Below are 16,375 nucleotides of genomic sequence, written 5' to 3'. Positions count from 1 at the left end.
CTCTCGGAAAGTTTTTTCATTTGACCTTTATTGACCAAAAATGTATACTACTTTGTAGGTAATCAAAATCAATTTATGTTACACTATTTCTAAACAAATCAAGGAGGAACCTTATTATGAATTTAATTCCTACAGTTATTGAACAATCCTCACGTGGGGAAAGAGCCTACGATATTTACTCACGTTTATTGAAAGACCGCATCATCATGTTGAGTGGACAAGTAACAGATGATCTAGCAAACTCAATCATCGCACAATTGCTATTTCTAGATGCACAGGATTCTGAAAAAGACATTTACATCTATATCAACTCACCTGGTGGTTCTGTGACTGCTGGAATGGCCATCTATGACACAATGAATTTTGTCAAAGCAGATGTCCAAACAATCGTTATGGGGATGGCTGCTTCAATGGGAAGTTTCTTATTGACTGCCGGAACAAAAGGAAAACGATTTGCTTTACCAAATGCTGAAATCATGATCCACCAACCACTTGGTGGCGCACAAGGACAAGCAACAGAAATCGAAATCGCTGCACGTCATATCTTACAAACCCGCGAACGTTTGAATAAAATCTTAGCGGAACGTACTGGTCAACCAATCGAAGTGATTGAAAAAGACACAGATCGTGACAACTATATGACTGCTGAACAAGCCAAAGCATATGGCTTGATCGATGAAGTCATGGAAAACAGTGCTTCATTAAGCTAATCAACCTATCAAGATCAAAAAAAGAAGGCCTTCATCCTTGGATGACAGACCTTCTTTTTTTGCTGTAAAAACATGTGTTAAAACGATTGTTGCCATTCTTTGAAGAATCCATCTGCATGTTTTTGTCCCATTTCGATATAATGTGTGATATTCTGTTTATTTTTTTGGATTTCTTCTTCTGTTAACGGACGGATTACCTTGGCTGGTCGACCAAAAGCTAAAACATTCGGTGGGATGATTTTTCCTTCTGTCACAAGTGAGCCTGCTCCGATCAAACTATTCTCACCGATGACTGCATGGTTCAAAACAGTCGCTCCCATACCGATCAACGCACCCTTTTCGATTTTACAACCATGCAGCATACATTGGTGTCCGACTGTGACATTTTCAGCGATCTCAACTGGTGCATCATGATCAACGTGTATGATTGTTCCGTCTTGTATATTGGTTCCTTTACCGATCTTGATCCAATTGCTGTCGCCACGAACCACTGCTTGGTACCAAACTGTGACATCTTCTCCTAATTCTACATCACCGATAACCGTTGCATTATCTGCTATAAACCTTGCCATCTTTTTCCCTCTTTTCATTTATTGAAGAAAAAAGGTCCTAGAAGGCTGTTCGCCCCTAGAAACCCGCTTTTCATTATTCCGCTGCTTCAGCAAATTGGCTGTTATAAAGTTTCTCATAGAAACCGCCTTTTGCTAATAAACTTTCATGTGTTCCTTTTTCAATGATTTGACCTTGATCCATCACTAAGATCAGATCGGCTTCACGGATCGTTGATAGACGGTGAGCGATCACAAAACTCGTTCGTCCTTCCATCACTTTATCCATTGCTTTTTGGATCAACGCTTCAAGTCTCGTATCAACGGAACTAGTCGCCTCATCCAGAATCAATATCTTCGGATCGGAAACAACCGCACGAGCAATCGTCAGCAATTGTTTTTGTCCCAACGAGACATTATCTCCTTCTGAATTGATCTCCATTTCATAACCATCAGGCATCGTTCGGATAAAATGATCGACATTCGCTGTTTTCGCTGCATCAACGATCTCATAATCTGTTGCATCTAATTTACCAAAACGAATGTTGTCGGCAATCGTTCCTTCGTACAACCAGGCATCTTGCAGTACCATCCCAAACATGGAACGAACATCACTTCGGCTCATCGCTTTCGTATCAATACCATCAATTTTGATCGCGCCATGCGTCACATCATAAAAACGCATCAATAAGTTGATCAATGTTGTTTTCCCAGCGCCCGTCGGTCCGACAACTGCCACCATTTGTCCAGCTTTCACTTCAAAGTTCAAGTCTTGGATCAAAGGTTTCTTCGGATCATAAGCAAAATCGACATGTTCAAACGAAACATTTCCATGGATCGTTTCTGGCAAAGGAACATCGGTCTGATTTTCTTTTTCCTCAGGTTCATCTAAAATCTCAAATACCCGTTTCGTGGCTGCGGATGCACTTTGCAATACGGAAGATAATTGCGTCACATTACCCATTGGTTGGCTGATTTGCCAAATATATTGGATAAAGGCTTGTAATTGCCCAACCACAATGACTCCAGAAATTACATAAAAGCTTCCCAAAACTGCCATACCGATATACGTAGCGTAGGCAGTTAATTGTACTAACGGCATCATCAATCCAGAAATAAAGGCTGCTCGAAACCCAAAATGTTTCAAGCTATGGTTGACCTTATGAAATCCTTCAAATGTTTCTTTCTCACGACCGTATACTTTTAACACACTGAATCCAGTCATGTTTTCCTGAACATAGCCATTTAATTCACCTAAAGAATTTTGCATTTCTTGGAAATATTTTTGAGAAGCATTGATCACTCGTTTAGATATCCAAATTGACGCTGGAATCATGATCATTGAAATCAACGCCATGACCGGTTGGATATAAAACATCATCGCTGCTGCCATCGTGATGCCCAAAATAGCATTGACAATACCGATAAAGGCTTGTTGCAAGGCACCACTAACTGCATCTACATCATTCGTTACACGAGATAAAATATTTCCTTGTTGATTTTTATCGAAATAAGAAACCGGCAAACGATTGATTTTTTCTTCAATATCTCTACGCAAGTCTTTCATGGCACTCTGAACAACATTTGTCATCAATACCCCAGAAAGCAATTGAGAAATACTATAACCTGTACCAACCACCGCGATCCAAATCAAACAGTTGATGATATAAGAAAAATTGATTGCCTCATTATTCACTAGATTTTTGCTGATTTCTGTTGTTGGAAGCCCGACGACATAAGGCAATGCCGCATTGAAAGCCACCGTTAAAAATGTAAATAGTAGCACTAAGATAAACGTCAATCGGTAAGGACGGATATAGCGAGCTAAACGTTTAAAAGAAGCGAAGGTTTTTTTCATGCTAGTTCCTCCTTCGATAATTGAGAAGCGGCAATGTCGTAATAAATCGGACAATTTTCTAGTAGTTCACGATGTGTGCCCATACCTACTACTTCTCCTTCATTTAATACGATGATCTTATCGGCGTGCATGATCGTACCCACACGTTGGGCAACAATCAATACGGTTGATTCAGTTGTTTCTTTTTTCAATCTTGCACGAAGTTTTGCATCCGTTTGATAATCAAGTGCTGAAAAACTATCATCGAAAATATAGATTTCTGGTCGGCGGATGATTGCCCGAGCAATGGCTAACCTTTGTTTCTGCCCACCTGAGAAGTTTGCGCCACCTTCAGAAAGATGTTCATCATAACCGTCCGCTTTTTTAGAAATAAAATCAGTCGCCTGCGCAATATCAGCCGCACGTTCCATTTCCTCTTGCGTTGCATCTTCTTTTCCGTATCTCAAGTTTTCAGCGATCGTCCCAGTAAACAATAGTGCTTTCTGTGGAATAAACCCGATTTTTTGTCTTAGTTTACTCAACTTGTACTTACGCACATCTACACCGTCAATCAGGATCTCTCCATGAGTAACATCATAAAAACGTGGAATCAATTGGATCAATGTAGACTTCCCACTACCTGTACTACCGATAAATGCCACTGTTTCACCAGGTGAAGCAGTAAAGCTGACGTTACGGATCACTGGTTCTTGCGAATGTCCAGGGTACGCGAAGGTCACATTTTTAAATTCAATGTAGCCTTTCGTTTTTGTTTCCGCTATGCCATTTGGATCTTCAACAATAGCAGGAGTAGCATTTAAAGCTTCTTGGATACGACTAGCAGAGACTGCTGCGCGCGGATACATCATAAACACACTCGCAAACAACATAAATGAAAACAACGCGTGGAAAATATATTCAATAAAAGCAATTAGATTCCCTACTTGCAACTGTCCATCTGCAATTTGTAGCGTACCACTCCAAATAATCAAAATCATCACGATATTGAATAAAAAGAAAAAGCCAGGTTGGGCAACTGCCATTAAGCGAAAGAGACTTTTAGAACTTGAAGCATAGTTCTCGTTGACTTTTTCAAATCTTTTTTCTTCGAATTTTTCATTTACAAACGCGCGGATAACGCGTAGACCTGATAGGTTTTCACGTAAGATACTATTGATTCTATCTAAATTCTTTTGTTGGATTTTTGATAAAGGTTCAGAAAATTTAGCAATCCCAACAACAGCTAATAATAAGAATGGCAATGCACCAATCACGTATAAACCAAGAGATGGACTTGTTCGCATAACCATATACAAACTAACAACAAACATCATCGGTGCCATAAAACCGATTCTTAAAATATTTTGTAGAAACAACATGATTTGATACGCATCATTGGTCGTACGAGTGATCAATGATGATACGCCTAGTGTTTCATATTCTTGATGTGAATACGTTTGGATATGTTTGAACAGATCATCACGAATGTCTGCAACGATATTCGTCGTGATCCTTGACCCAAAATAACCTAAAAATATATTCATTATAATCCCGATCACAGTGATCACGATCATCAATAGTCCTTGTTGTTTCACATAGTCAAAATCATCGTTGAGGATTCCAACATCGATCATGCGTGCTAAAATAGTTGGTAGACCTAGTTCGATCAGAATAAAACCGAACACACAAATAAAATTCAACACCAAATATTTTTTGTAGCGCATGGTGTAATGCCACATTAACTTCACTTTATCATCTCCTTTAAATATTCTATCTTGCCATTACTTTCAATAGTAGCACAATCTACTACTTTATAGAACACTACATTTTTTAAAAAGAAATTTTTCTGAAAAATATTTTCTCTTCGTACGTTTTTTCATTTTACAGTGACCGTTTTCTATACTTATCTCTTGATTTATGCTAGAATAGCAATTAACTATTGTATGTTTCATACAGAGGATCCGAGTAAAAAATATTCCAATTGGATAAGCAAATGCGAGGCTTGTCTCTTTAAGGAGAATCAAGTATTTTTCTTAAAGTATAAAAAAACACAGGTGGCTTGTCCCCTCGTTTTGTGTTGTCCAAAAAATACGCTAAATTACTGCTTTAAGCAGATAAAGGAGACATAAACCATGATTTACAAAGTTTATTATCAAGAGTCAAAAATCCGTAACCCAAAACGTGAAGAAACACAATCGCTATACATCGAAGCAAACAGCGATGTTGAAGCACGCCAACGAGTGGAAGAAAATACCCCATACAATATCGAATTCGTACAACTTCTAGAAGGTAACCATCTAGAATACGAAAAAGAAAACCCAGCATTCACATTAGTGGAGTTTTAAGATGAAACTTTCCATCAAAAATAATGAGACAGGCGTCTTTGCGATTGGTGGATTAGGTGAAATCGGGAAAAATACGTATGGGGTACAATTCCAAGATGAAATCATTATCATCGACGCTGGAATCAAGTTTCCAGAAGATGAACTGCTTGGCATTGACTACGTCATTCCTGATTACAACTATATCGTACAAAACATACACAAAATCAAAGCATTAGTAATCACTCATGGACACGAAGACCATATTGGTGGGATACCTTACTTATTAAAGCAAGCAAATATCCCGATCTACGCTGGCCCTCTAGCTTTAGCTTTGATCACAAATAAACTGGACGAACATGGCTTACTTCGTGACGCTGTGCTAAATGAAATCAATGAAGACACTGTGATCCGTTTCAGAAAAACATCCGTCAGCTTTTTCCGAACGACCCATAGTATTCCGGATGCTTTAGGTGTGGTTGTCAAAACACCTTCTGGTAACATCGTGGCTACTGGAGATTTCAAGTTCGATTTTACACCTGTAGGAGAACCAGCAAATTTGCATAAAATGGCTCGTATCGGAGAAGAAGGCGTTCTTTGCCTCCTTTCAGATAGTACCAATGCAGAGATTCCAACGTTTACGAAATCAGAAAAAACGATTGGCCTTTCTATTTTGAAAATATTTGAGAAAATCGAAGGTCGGATCATTTTTGCCAGCTTTGCTTCTAATATCTTCCGTCTACAACAAGCAGCGGAAGCCGCTGTAGCAACAGGTAGAAAAATTGCTGTTTTCGGGCGTAGTATGGAAAATGCGATCGTCAACGGACAACGTCTCGGCTACATCAAAGTGCCTGACGGTACCTTTGTCGATGCGCATGAAATCAATCGTTTGCCTGCAAATGAAACAATGATCCTATGTACAGGTTCGCAAGGTGAACCAATGGCTGCATTGAGCCGCATTGCGAATGGTACCCATCGTCAAATCCAAATCCAGCCAGATGATACAGTGATTTTTTCTAGCTCACCGATCCCAGGGAATACAACAAGTGTGAACCATTTGATCAACTTGTTGTCTGAAGCTGGCGCTGAAGTGATCCATGGAAAAATCAATAATATCCACACATCTGGCCACGGTGGTCAAGAAGAACAAAAATTGATGCTTCGCTTGATGAAGCCAAAATATTTTGTACCGGTGCATGGTGAGTTTCGGATGCTGAAGATCCATGCCTCTCTTGCACAAGACACAGGTGTACCAGCTGAGAATTGTTTTATCATGGAAAACGGTGATGTATTAGCATTGACAAGTGATTCTGCTCGTTTAGCTGGAAAATTCGTCGCTGGCGATGTCTATATCGATGGCAGTGGAATCGGTGATATCGGGAATGTTGTTTTACGAGATCGTCATTTACTTTCAGAAGAAGGACTCGTTCTTGCAGTGACAACTGTCGATATCAAGAAAAAAGAGATTCTAGCTGGACCAGATATCCTTTCTCGTGGCTTCGTCTATATGCGTGAATCAGGGGATATGATCAATGAAGCACAACGTATTTTGTTCCACGCATTGCGTGATGTGCTAAATGCCCCCGACTGTTCGGAGCATAAATTAAAAGAAGCGATGGTCGGTGCATTACAACCTTACTTGTTCGATCGTACAGAAAGACATCCAATGATCATCCCTATGGTGATGACACCGGATCAAAACTAACTTAAAACCGAGGTTGCGACATAAGTGTTCAGCCTCGATAAACAAGGCGCCATCCACGAAAATTGTTCTTCAATTTTTTGTGGATGGCGCCTTGTTTATCGAAGAGGTTCTTCTGTTACCACCGTTTATTCGATTTTAGGTGGTGAGAACTAATGTCCTACTCCCGTTTTTTTATAAAAAAAAAGCGAGACCCACAAAAATGTGAAAGAACAATTTTTGTGGGTCTCGTCTTATTTTTCGAGGGAAACACGTTGGTTTCGACCTCTGTCATCAATTATTTGGTTCGCTCCATGACAAAGCAAGCCTCATAACAGTATATTTTCGTATAGATTACGCTTTTTCAACGTTTGTAGCTTGTGGGCCACGATCTGAATCTTCTACGTCAAAAGTAACTGCTTGACCTTCTTCTAATGTTTTGAATCCGTCACCTTGGATTGCTGAAAAATGTACGAATACGTCGCTTCCATCTTCACGTGAGATAAAACCAAATCCTTTTTCAGCGTTGAACCATTTAACTGTTCCGTTTTCCATTAATAATACCCTCCTCGTGCCAAAGCACTTATTTGATTGTAACATTGCTCGTGTACGATAGAGGTGCAACAGATGTTTCAACTTCTATTCCCAAACAAAATTACATTATAATTGTACACTTGGTTGTTTTTTTTTGCAAGAAAGCTACATCATTCTTTTTCCATTAATCCTTCTTCACGCAAACTAAAGTATTGTTTGCTGCCAATAATCAGATGGTCAAGAACTTCGATCCCCATCATCTCTCCACATTCCTGAATGCGTCGTGTCAATCGCATGTCTTGCTTGGACGGAAGAACGTTGCCGCTGGATAGCGATAGGTAAACCTTTGATGTTATCGCCAGTTTTTCCCCCACTTCACACCGTGCGTACGACTTTCACCGTACACGGCGTTCCCCCGTTAGTTCATTACTTCATGTTTGTCTCAGTCCGGTTTTAAATTGATTACTGAATGAAATTTTTGTGTTTCCTACTGCTACTCGCAATTTATTGACTTTCTCTAATTCCGAATCCGACAAGTTAAGGTCTTGCAAATAAGATAGAAGTGTGTCTTCACGTGTTGCGTGAATCAATCGATGAATGGTATCGCTAATCAAAACGAGATTAGAGTATCGGTCATCTTTTGATTTGATCCATGGGATTTTATGGTGACAGTGCATTTGTATGACATCCAGTTCTTCACCTGTAACCGCACATTTTCCTTGTTGGGTCACAAATAGAGAAATACGATTATCGTTAAACTCAATTGTTGCTCGTTCGCCAATCACTGGATGGCTTCTAAGCCATTGAAGTGCTTGCACTGAAACTACTTGAAGCTTTTTATGAATCAGTTTTCTACCTTCTTCTGTATACTTACACACACCGTTGTGCTTCATTAAAGCCGTTCTCGTCTTTATAAAACCAATCGGTATAATCGGTATATCGTTAATATACCTTGTCATTTTCGATTTTAGATACGGTCGAATACCTTTATCACGAGTTTTATATTTTGATGTCTTCTTTATTCCCAAGTATTTAAATCTGTGCTTCTCAACTTGGGTTAATTGATACTGGATCGGCATCAAATCGGCATTGACTTGTGTTGCGATTTGATAATAATTGTGAATCCCGATAACCATACTATTGTAAATGTTTAGGTGACGGGTAACATCATTGCCGTTTGGTGCTTTTTGTATCAATTTTATCTGATCTTTGAGCTGTTTCTTGATCCTCTTTTTGGCTTTATCACAAATATGGGATTGGCAAACATAATTCTTACGTCCCATTCTGTCGTATCCTTTACGTTCCATTTTCAATTCAAATCCAAGAAACTCACTACTTTTCTTTTTCAGATTTGTAATCTTTGATTTTTCTGGAGAGATAGGTAGTTTTAGCCGTTCTTCCAACCACATTTTGCTTGCTGTAAAAATCTTTTCAGCATTTGCTCTTGTAGTTGTAAAGATTTTAAAGTCATCTGCGTAACGGACTATATACATTTCTTTTAGTGTTGACGTTTTTCTCAACCGTTTATATCTATGTTGGTGATTCCATCTTTCAGCCTTTTCGTTGTAATAGTCATTAATGTTTTCACACTTGAAACTTTCCCATTGTTTCGCGATCCACCAATCAAATTCATTCAAATTGATGTTTGCCAACAACGGGGAAAGAATCCCGCCTTGTGGTGTCCCTTTCGTTGGATAGATCGTTTCTCCATTAGGCATTTGGATAGGTGCTTTTAACATTTTACGCAAAATCACGAGTAGTTGTTTGTCTTGTATTCCCAATGTCCATATCTGTCGCAATAATTTTGTATGATCGACTTCATCGAAGAATCCTTTGATGTCTACATCGACTACATATTGCATTTTTGCTCGATTAATTCGCCCCGCCGCTGTAGAAACAGCGTTTTCTGCTGAACGGTTTGGTCGAAAGCCAAAGCTGTGTTTATAAAACTTTGGTTCACAGATTGGTTCAAGGACTTGTAGGATACATTGTTGTGCGACTCTATCCCACATTGATGGGATTCCTAGTGGTCTGGTTTTCCCATTCGGCTTGGGAATCTCTACTCGTTTTACTTTTCGAGGATTGTAATGAGTGAAACGTTTCCTGACTTTGTTGACAAACTCCTCTGTATCCAGCTTCTCGATATCGTAGATAGTCACCTTATCTATTCCAGGTGTCGCACTACCATTATTACGTTTGATATTTCGATAGGCTAGAAGAATATTATCTGTTGAGGTGATGATCGTCATCAAGTTTTTAAATTTTTCGCCCTTATTACTTCGCTCATAGATTGAATCGAAGACTTCGGTCATACCATAATATTCCGCATGGCGTAACCGTGTGTTTTTCATTCTAGGGATCTTCTTAAAACTTTCTTTCAAGGTCTATCACGCTCCTTATAGGTACGTGACCTTTTGAGTCATACCAGAATCCTTTGCTATGACTGAGTTGAAGTATATCAAACTAACGGTTAGAGGCTGTTGCTCCATCTCCATTACAGAAATTTCTTCGCTCGTGCCTCCACTCTCACTGCCACAAATTTAAGTTTCCTCTTTATGATTCCCCTTAAAATCGCTTCATTGAGTATACTCTCTCCACGATGACAGCTTTCCACGTTCCCTTTGCTTTATCTTATGTCTTGACTTAGGTGCCAACTCTTACCCAATGTTCTCTCCACAGCCTGTAACTGTGCATGGAGCTTTCGGAACCACCATAGGTACTCGCCCACGGAACATAACTAACCTACTGTTAGCCTTACCCATTTCTAGGTATTCGCCACTTATGGATATTTCATTCGCTGGTTCGTCAGTGTTTCACCACATTCTCACCTTATCAAGTTTAACGACTCCCGACCTATCAGATACACCCTCTACCGCTAGAGAGATTTCGTTGCAGTTCACTATTTTAATCAACAGACGGTATCTTTCAGCCGACTTCACCGAGATTCACACCTCATTCCCAATATATGAAATGACGCATGTCGGAGTATCAGAGTAAGCGCTTCAGGACGTTACTCCTTCATTTCACCTATCAAGCAAAGAGTTCACGACTCTCTTATTTCTGAGAGGACGTGCGTAATCTTTTCAATTACGAACGTGTCTCACGATGATTATGAGCAAGTACAAGCCGTGCTGCTGAATAGCGGACTGCGTAATGGAACACTTCACGTGGATGTGCGATTGTCTGATCCAATGACCCGATGAACAAGGTTTTCTTTAGTAAGATTTGATTTTTGGTATCGAGATAGATGCAAACTAAATGTTCTTGTTTTTGATCTTTTAGTTCTAGGATCAATTCTTTTGCCAATTCATAACTCGCATGGACAGTCGTCGTTTGACGCAACTGATCGACTTGTATCCGTCGACCCAGCTCGATCAATGCTTTGATCTCTAAGGCTTTGACCCGACCAATCCCACGAACCGCTTCTAATTCTGCTAGTGTTGCTTGTCTCAAGAGCGCTAAACCACCAAATTTCTTCAATAACGTACCCGCAACTTCTAATACATTATACGGATGCTGACCAGTCCGAAGCAAAATGGCTAAAAGCTCTTGATCTGATAACGCATCCTCTCCATAAGTCTCCATCCTCTCCCTTGGTAGAGACGTAGCGGGTACTGTTTGAAGCAAATTTTTTTCCATAAAAAACCTCCTTTCCCGTGCGCTCAAAATAAGATACGAAAAAGGAGGATATTTATTTTATTTTTATTTGATCAATGCCGGAACTTCGTGAAGTGAAGAAACAATCGCTGTTGTCTTAGCGGCTAATTCATCAGAAGGCGCTAGTAAATCTGGCACCATGATTACTGGAATTCCTGCACCATACGCTGCTAATACCCCATTTTGTGAATCTTCTAATATCAATGTCTCCGCTTTTTCAGTACCTAAAAACGCCTGGGCATGTAAAAAGATTTCTGGATCTGGTTTTGCACGTTTGACATTTTCAGCTGAGACGATCGTATCAAAACGATGACGTAGATTATTTTTTTCTAGCAACAGTTCAATGACATGTCGCTGATTACTTGATGCGACTACTTTTGGGATATCTTTTTCTTCCAAAAAGTTTAAGAATTCTAAAACACCTGGTTTTAATTCAACTTGACCTGAAGCAAAACGATCAAGCGTTTCTTGATAGGAATCGTCGATAAATTTTTGGACAGTTTCTCGACCAAAGCTTGCAAAAATAGTATGGTAGTTCTCCCAAACTTCTTCATCAGAAACGCCTAAAAATCGCAAGTAAAGCTCTTTGTCATAGGGAAACCCCATCCGATCGGCTACTGTTTGGGATGCCTCATAATAAACGATCTCTGTATCAAATAATAAGCCATCCATATCAAAAATCACTGCATTAACTTTCATTTTTTCCTCCCAACTGTACAAGCAAACGTCGCACTTCCGAAATAAAATAGAGTGAACCTGTCACTACAAGAACATCCTCAGCCGTCATCTTCTCCAAGATCTCTGCAAGCCCAAATTGCCACATTGAAACAATCGTAACTTTCTCATCAGTCGTTGCTTGGATATCCGACAACTCGATTGCTTTAGGATAATCAAAAGTAGTGACGTAGATTGTTGCATCTGGTACTTCTTGTAATTGGTGTAACATTTTATCAACCTCTTTTGTTCGTAAAGCAGAGAACAAAAGATGGACATGATAGCCTTTGAATTCTTGTTTAAGATTTTGGACTAAGCGTGCCATCGCATGGGTATTATGCGCCCCATCTAAAATCACTAAGGGTTCTTCACTTAATCGTTCCATACGACCTGGCCATTGCGCCTTTTTCAAGCCATTGATCACGTCTTTTTCACGGAATGGAAGATTCATCATTCCACAATAGATTTGATACATTTCAATCGCCATACCCGCATTTTCAACTTGATGTCTCCCGATCATATGGATCGTCAACTTAGGGATTTTGCCAAACTCATTTTGGAATGAAAAAATTTCGCCCCACTCTTCTGCCGGATGTTTGTAACTGACTGTGTAAGCCTCTCCCCATGCGTGTTGTGTAGCATTTTTTAATTTTGCTTGTTTTTCGATCACTGCCAAGGCTTCAGGTACGATATTTCCAGTGACCAGTGGCACATTTTGTTTGATGATCCCTGCTTTTTGAGCAGCAATTTCTTCGATCGTGTCGCCCAAAATATCTGTATGATCCATACCAATCGTTGTGATACCCGTCAACAAAGGTTTCGCTACGTTTGTTGAGTCGAGTAAACCACCCAATCCCACTTCAATGATCGCGACGTCCACTTGTTCTTCCAAGAAATAATCAAATGCCATAGCAGTCAACGTTTCAAATTCGGTAATGCCAGCTACTGCTTCAAATTGATCCATCTGCTCAACTAGCGGTTGATATTTCTTTACTAGTCGAATCAATGATTCATCAGGAATGCCTTGTCCATTGATCGAAATGCGCTCATTGAAGGATTCGATATATGGGGAGGTAAATGTTCCGACTGTCAAGCCGGCTTCTTCTAATAAATATCTTAAATAAGTCACTGTTGAACCTTTGCCATTCGTCCCTGCAATATGGATCGTTTCGACTTTTTCTTCTGGGTGTCCGACTACCTCTAATAAGGCCTCTACTCTGTCTAATCCAGGACGTGAGCCAAATGGTAATCGGCTATGGATCCAATTGATTGCTTCTTCGATTTTCACGTTACTATCCCCCCATTCCTCTTCATTATAACAAAAAAGCTTACGTAGGAAACAATGAAATCCAGAAGAGCTCTTTTTACTTAAAAAAGAGAGGCAACTTCCGTCACCTCTCCCTTTCGTTTTATTTGATTGATTTTAATTGCGCAATACGTTCATTGACAGCTGCTTGTTTTTCTAAATAATCTTTTTCTTTTGCACGCTCTGCTTCAACTACATCATCCGGTGCATTCGATACAAAACGCTCATTACTTAGTTTTCCTTGTACACGTTTCACTTCGCCTGTCCATTTTGCTAGTTCTTTTTCTAAACGTTGGATTTCTTCTTCAATGTTGATCAACCCTGCTAAAGGTAAGAAGATTTCTGCGCCAGTCAAGACCGCTGACATCGCTAAATCCGGTGCAGTTACGTCACTTGAGATCATCAACTCTTCTGGATTACAGAAGCGCTCGATATAGCTTGTGTTTTCATTTAAGAATTGATCGATCTTCGGATCATTTGTTTTGATCAGTAACGTGATTGGTTTTGATAATGGTGTATTCACTTCAGAACGGATATTACGTACAGAACGAATCAATTCTTTCAGTACTTCCATCCCTTTTGAAGCTGCTTCATCATCGTATTCCGGTTGCACGACTGGATAATCAGCCACTACTAAAGATGTTCCTTTATGAGGGATGTGTTGCCAGATTTCTTCTGTAACAAATGGCATGATCGGATGCAATAAGCGTAAGATCTGATCCAACGTATGGACAAGAATACTACGGTTCGTTTGTTTCGCTACTTCGTCCTCACCGTAAAGTGTTTCTTTACTCATCTCGATGTACCAGTCACAGAAATCATCCCAGATAAAGTTATACAATTGGCGACCAGCCTCACCAAATTCAAATTGTTCAAATAAGTCAGTCACTTTAGCGATTGTTTCATTCAAACGTGTCAAAATCCAACGATCGGCTACAGTTTTCTCACCTGAAAGATCAATATCTTCTACGGTCATCCCTTCAACATTCATGATAACGAAACGAGAAGCGTTCCAGATTTTATTGATGAAGTTCCAAGAAGCATCCATTTTTTCGTAACTAAAACGTACGTCTTGTCCTGGTGCCGAACCATTCGATAAGAACCAGCGTAACGCATCAGCACCGTATTTTTCAATGACTTCCATTGGGTCGATCCCGTTTCCAAGAGATTTACTCATCTTGCGTCCTTGTTCATCACGAATCAATCCATGAATCAGTACATTCTCAAATGGACGACGTTCTGTAAATTCCAAGCTTTGGAAAATCATTCGGCTTACCCAGAAAAAGATGATATCATAGCCTGTTACTAATGTACTTGTTGGGAAGTAACGTTGGTAATCTTCATTGTCTTCGTCAGGCCAGCCCATTGTTGAAAAAGGCCATAGCGCTGAACTGAACCAAGTATCCAACACATCGGGATCTTGTAACCAGTTTTCACTGTCTGCAGGTGCTTCCATGCCCACGTACATTTCACCAGTTCCCTTATGATACCACGCAGGGATCTGATGTCCCCACCATAGTTGACGTGAGATTACCCAGTCATGAACATTTTCCATCCAGCGTAAGAAGGTTTGGTTGAAACGTGGTGGGAAAAACTCAACTGCATCATCAGTTTCTTGATTTTGGATCGCCTTTTCAGCTAAAGGTGCCATTTTTACAAACCATTGTGTTGATAAACGAGGTTCAACAACTACCCCTGTACGCTCTGAATGGCCTACATTGTGGATCATCGTTTCGATCTTGATCAGACGACCAAGTTCTTTTAGATCCGCAACAATCGCTTTACGTGCTGCAAAACGGTCCATTCCTTGATACTTACCTGCTAATTCATTCATCGTGCCATCTTCATTCATGACATTCACTCGTGGCAGGTCATGACGGTTACCGACTTCAAAGTCATTTGGGTCATGTGCGGGCGTGATTTTTACAACCCCTGTTCCAAATTCCATGTCGACATATTCATCTGCTATGATCGGTATTTCTTTATTCACTAGTGGTAAAATGACTTTCTTACCAATCAATGCTTGGTAACGCTCATCTTCTGGATGGACAGCGATTGCCGTATCACCAAGCATCGTTTCTGGACGAGTCGTTGCAATTTCCACCACACCTGAACCATCAGCCAATTCATAGCTCATATGATAAAAGGCACCTTCGATTTCTTTGTGGATCACTTCGATATCAGAAAGAGCTGTGCGTGCTTGTGGGTCCCAATTGATGATGTATTCGCCACGATAGATCAACTCTTTTTCGTATAGGCTAACGAATACTTTACGAACAGCTTCAGACAAGCCATCATCTAAGGTGAAGCGTTCACGGCTATAATCCAAAGATAAACCCATTTTTGCCCATTGTTCACGGATATGACCGGCATATTCTTCTTTCCATTCCCATACTTGATCAATAAATTTTTCGCGACCTAGATCATAACGAGAAACACCTTGCTCACGTAATTTTTCTTCTACTTTTGCTTGTGTTGCGATCCCTGCATGATCCATCCCTGGTAACCATAACGTATCATAGCCTTGCATTCTTTTTTGACGAATCAACATATCTTGCAATGTTGTATCCCAAGCATGACCTAAATGGAGTTTACCAGTCACATTGGGAGGTGGGATAACGATTGAATAAGGTTTTGCTTTTTTGTCGCCACTAGGTTTGAACAAATCTTCGTCTAACCAGTTTTGATAACGCCCCGCTTCAACTTCTTGCGGATTATACTTTGTCGATAGATTCTTTTCTTCCGTCATACTGTCTTCCTCCTTTGAAATAAAAAAAACGCCCTAAATACTTTCGTATTTAGGACGTATAAATTACGCGGTACCACCTAATTTGTAATAGTTGCCTATTACCTCTCAAAGTGAGTTAACGATCACTACTCGTTCATCTCTACTCGATTCAAGACAAAAACTCCCAAGCTACCTTCACTAGCTTTCGTTAAGAACGTTCCACCATTCGTTCTCTCTCTCTAAACGTCGGACTAGTTACTCCTCTTGATCAACATCTTGACTCATTTTACAATGGTTAGTAGCCAAAGTCAATAAAAGCTCTTAACGAATCGCTGTTCG

Annotated in this window: 11 protein-coding genes, 2 pseudogenes and 1 other annotated feature; of the genes and pseudogenes, 3 read left to right on the top strand and 10 right to left on the bottom strand. The window is 39.9% G+C overall.

Annotation, left to right across the window (positions count from 1 at the left end):
- Positions 1 to 116 precede the first annotated feature (116 nt).
- On the top strand, positions 117 to 710 hold the full coding sequence (gene clpP / locus IGJ00_RS03880; RefSeq protein WP_010736070.1) for an ATP-dependent Clp endopeptidase proteolytic subunit ClpP: 594 nt from the start codon (positions 117 to 119) through the stop codon (positions 708 to 710).
- A 77-nt stretch (positions 711 to 787) separates the two neighbouring features.
- On the opposite strand, the gene IGJ00_RS03875 is transcribed toward clpP, so the two are convergent.
- From IGJ00_RS03875 to efrA, 3 genes are all read right to left on the bottom strand, one after another.
- Positions 788 to 1,282: a gamma carbonic anhydrase family protein gene (locus tag IGJ00_RS03875; RefSeq protein WP_065096103.1), complete on the bottom strand. Its 495-nt coding sequence runs from the start codon at positions 1,280 to 1,282 to the stop codon at positions 788 to 790.
- 73 nt (positions 1,283 to 1,355) lie between these two features.
- Positions 1,356 to 3,116 (bottom strand): multidrug efflux ABC transporter subunit EfrB, encoded by a 1,761-nt coding sequence (gene efrB / locus IGJ00_RS03870; protein ID WP_065096102.1) that lies wholly within the window; start codon positions 3,114 to 3,116, stop codon positions 1,356 to 1,358.
- Positions 3,113 to 4,843, bottom strand: a complete 1,731-nt coding sequence (gene efrA / locus IGJ00_RS03865; protein WP_010736073.1) for a multidrug efflux ABC transporter subunit EfrA — start codon at positions 4,841 to 4,843, stop codon at positions 3,113 to 3,115. The genes efrB and efrA overlap by 4 nt, the downstream gene beginning before the upstream one ends.
- Positions 4,844 to 5,227: 384 nt before the next feature.
- Here efrA and IGJ00_RS03860 point away from each other — a divergent pair, with 384 nt between their 5' ends.
- Positions 5,228 to 5,440, top strand: a complete 213-nt coding sequence (locus tag IGJ00_RS03860; protein ID WP_010736074.1) for a DNA-directed RNA polymerase subunit epsilon — start codon at positions 5,228 to 5,230, stop codon at positions 5,438 to 5,440.
- Position 5,441: 1 nt separating this feature from the next.
- Complete coding sequence (rnjA, locus tag IGJ00_RS03855) at positions 5,442 to 7,121, top strand: ribonuclease J1 (protein ID WP_010736075.1); 1,680 nt, start codon at positions 5,442 to 5,444, stop codon at positions 7,119 to 7,121.
- A 330-nt stretch (positions 7,122 to 7,451) separates the two neighbouring features.
- Here the strand turns inward: rnjA and IGJ00_RS03850 are convergent, their stop codons facing one another.
- From IGJ00_RS03850 to IGJ00_RS03820, 7 genes and pseudogenes are all read right to left on the bottom strand, one after another.
- Positions 7,452 to 7,652: a cold-shock protein gene (locus IGJ00_RS03850; RefSeq protein ID WP_010736076.1), complete on the bottom strand. Its 201-nt coding sequence runs from the start codon at positions 7,650 to 7,652 to the stop codon at positions 7,452 to 7,454.
- 149 nt (positions 7,653 to 7,801) lie between these two features.
- Positions 7,802 to 7,957 (bottom strand): annotated as a pseudogene (locus IGJ00_RS03845) (JAB domain-containing protein); the annotation flags it as partial.
- Positions 7,958 to 8,062: 105 nt separating this feature from the next.
- A complete protein-coding gene (ltrA, locus tag IGJ00_RS03840) occupies positions 8,063 to 9,982 on the bottom strand; it encodes a group II intron reverse transcriptase/maturase (RefSeq protein ID WP_142433772.1) in 1,920 nt (639 codons plus the stop codon).
- Between the two features lie 754 nt (positions 9,983 to 10,736).
- Positions 10,737 to 11,270 (bottom strand): annotated as a pseudogene (radC, locus tag IGJ00_RS03835) (RadC family protein); the annotation flags it as partial.
- A gap of 63 nt (positions 11,271 to 11,333) precedes the next feature.
- Positions 11,334 to 11,987, bottom strand: a complete 654-nt coding sequence (locus IGJ00_RS03830) for an HAD family hydrolase (RefSeq protein WP_142433773.1) — start codon at positions 11,985 to 11,987, stop codon at positions 11,334 to 11,336.
- On the bottom strand, positions 11,977 to 13,290 hold the full coding sequence (locus IGJ00_RS03825) for a bifunctional folylpolyglutamate synthase/dihydrofolate synthase (RefSeq protein WP_142433774.1): 1,314 nt from the start codon (positions 13,288 to 13,290) through the stop codon (positions 11,977 to 11,979). The genes IGJ00_RS03830 and IGJ00_RS03825 overlap by 11 nt, the downstream gene beginning before the upstream one ends.
- Positions 13,291 to 13,411: 121 nt before the next feature.
- Positions 13,412 to 16,057 (bottom strand): valine--tRNA ligase, encoded by a 2,646-nt coding sequence (locus tag IGJ00_RS03820; RefSeq protein ID WP_438844133.1) that lies wholly within the window; start codon positions 16,055 to 16,057, stop codon positions 13,412 to 13,414.
- Positions 16,058 to 16,104: 47 nt separating this feature from the next.
- Positions 16,105 to 16,317, bottom strand: a binding site (T-box leader).
- Positions 16,318 to 16,375: the final 58 nt, after the last annotated feature.

It is taken from the genome of Enterococcus sp. AZ062 (assembly GCF_051715065.1).
In the GTDB taxonomy this organism is placed as follows: domain Bacteria; phylum Bacillota; class Bacilli; order Lactobacillales; family Enterococcaceae; genus Enterococcus_B; species Enterococcus_B mundtii.
This window is presented reverse-complemented; position numbering and strand designations above follow the sequence as displayed.

What these genes read in the sequence shown, in the direction of transcription:
- clpP (WP_010736070.1), top strand. Translation starts at nt 117, where the DNA reads ATGAATTTAATTCCTACAGTTATTGAACAATCCTCACGTGGGGAAAGA.
- IGJ00_RS03875 (WP_065096103.1), bottom strand. Translation starts at nt 1,282, where the DNA reads ATGGCAAGGTTTATAGCAGATAATGCAACGGTTATCGGTGATGTAGAA.
- efrB (WP_065096102.1), bottom strand. Translation starts at nt 3,116, where the DNA reads ATGAAAAAAACCTTCGCTTCTTTTAAACGTTTAGCTCGCTATATCCGT.
- IGJ00_RS03860 (WP_010736074.1), top strand. Translation starts at nt 5,228, where the DNA reads ATGATTTACAAAGTTTATTATCAAGAGTCAAAAATCCGTAACCCAAAA.
- rnjA (WP_010736075.1), top strand. Translation starts at nt 5,442, where the DNA reads ATGAAACTTTCCATCAAAAATAATGAGACAGGCGTCTTTGCGATTGGT.
- IGJ00_RS03850 (WP_010736076.1), bottom strand. Translation starts at nt 7,652, where the DNA reads ATGGAAAACGGAACAGTTAAATGGTTCAACGCTGAAAAAGGATTTGGT.
- ltrA (WP_142433772.1), bottom strand. Translation starts at nt 9,982, where the DNA reads ATGAAAAACACACGGTTACGCCATGCGGAATATTATGGTATGACCGAA.
- IGJ00_RS03830 (WP_142433773.1), bottom strand. Translation starts at nt 11,987, where the DNA reads ATGAAAGTTAATGCAGTGATTTTTGATATGGATGGCTTATTATTTGAT.
- IGJ00_RS03820 (WP_438844133.1), bottom strand. Translation starts at nt 16,057, where the DNA reads ATGACGGAAGAAAAGAATCTATCGACAAAGTATAATCCGCAAGAAGTT.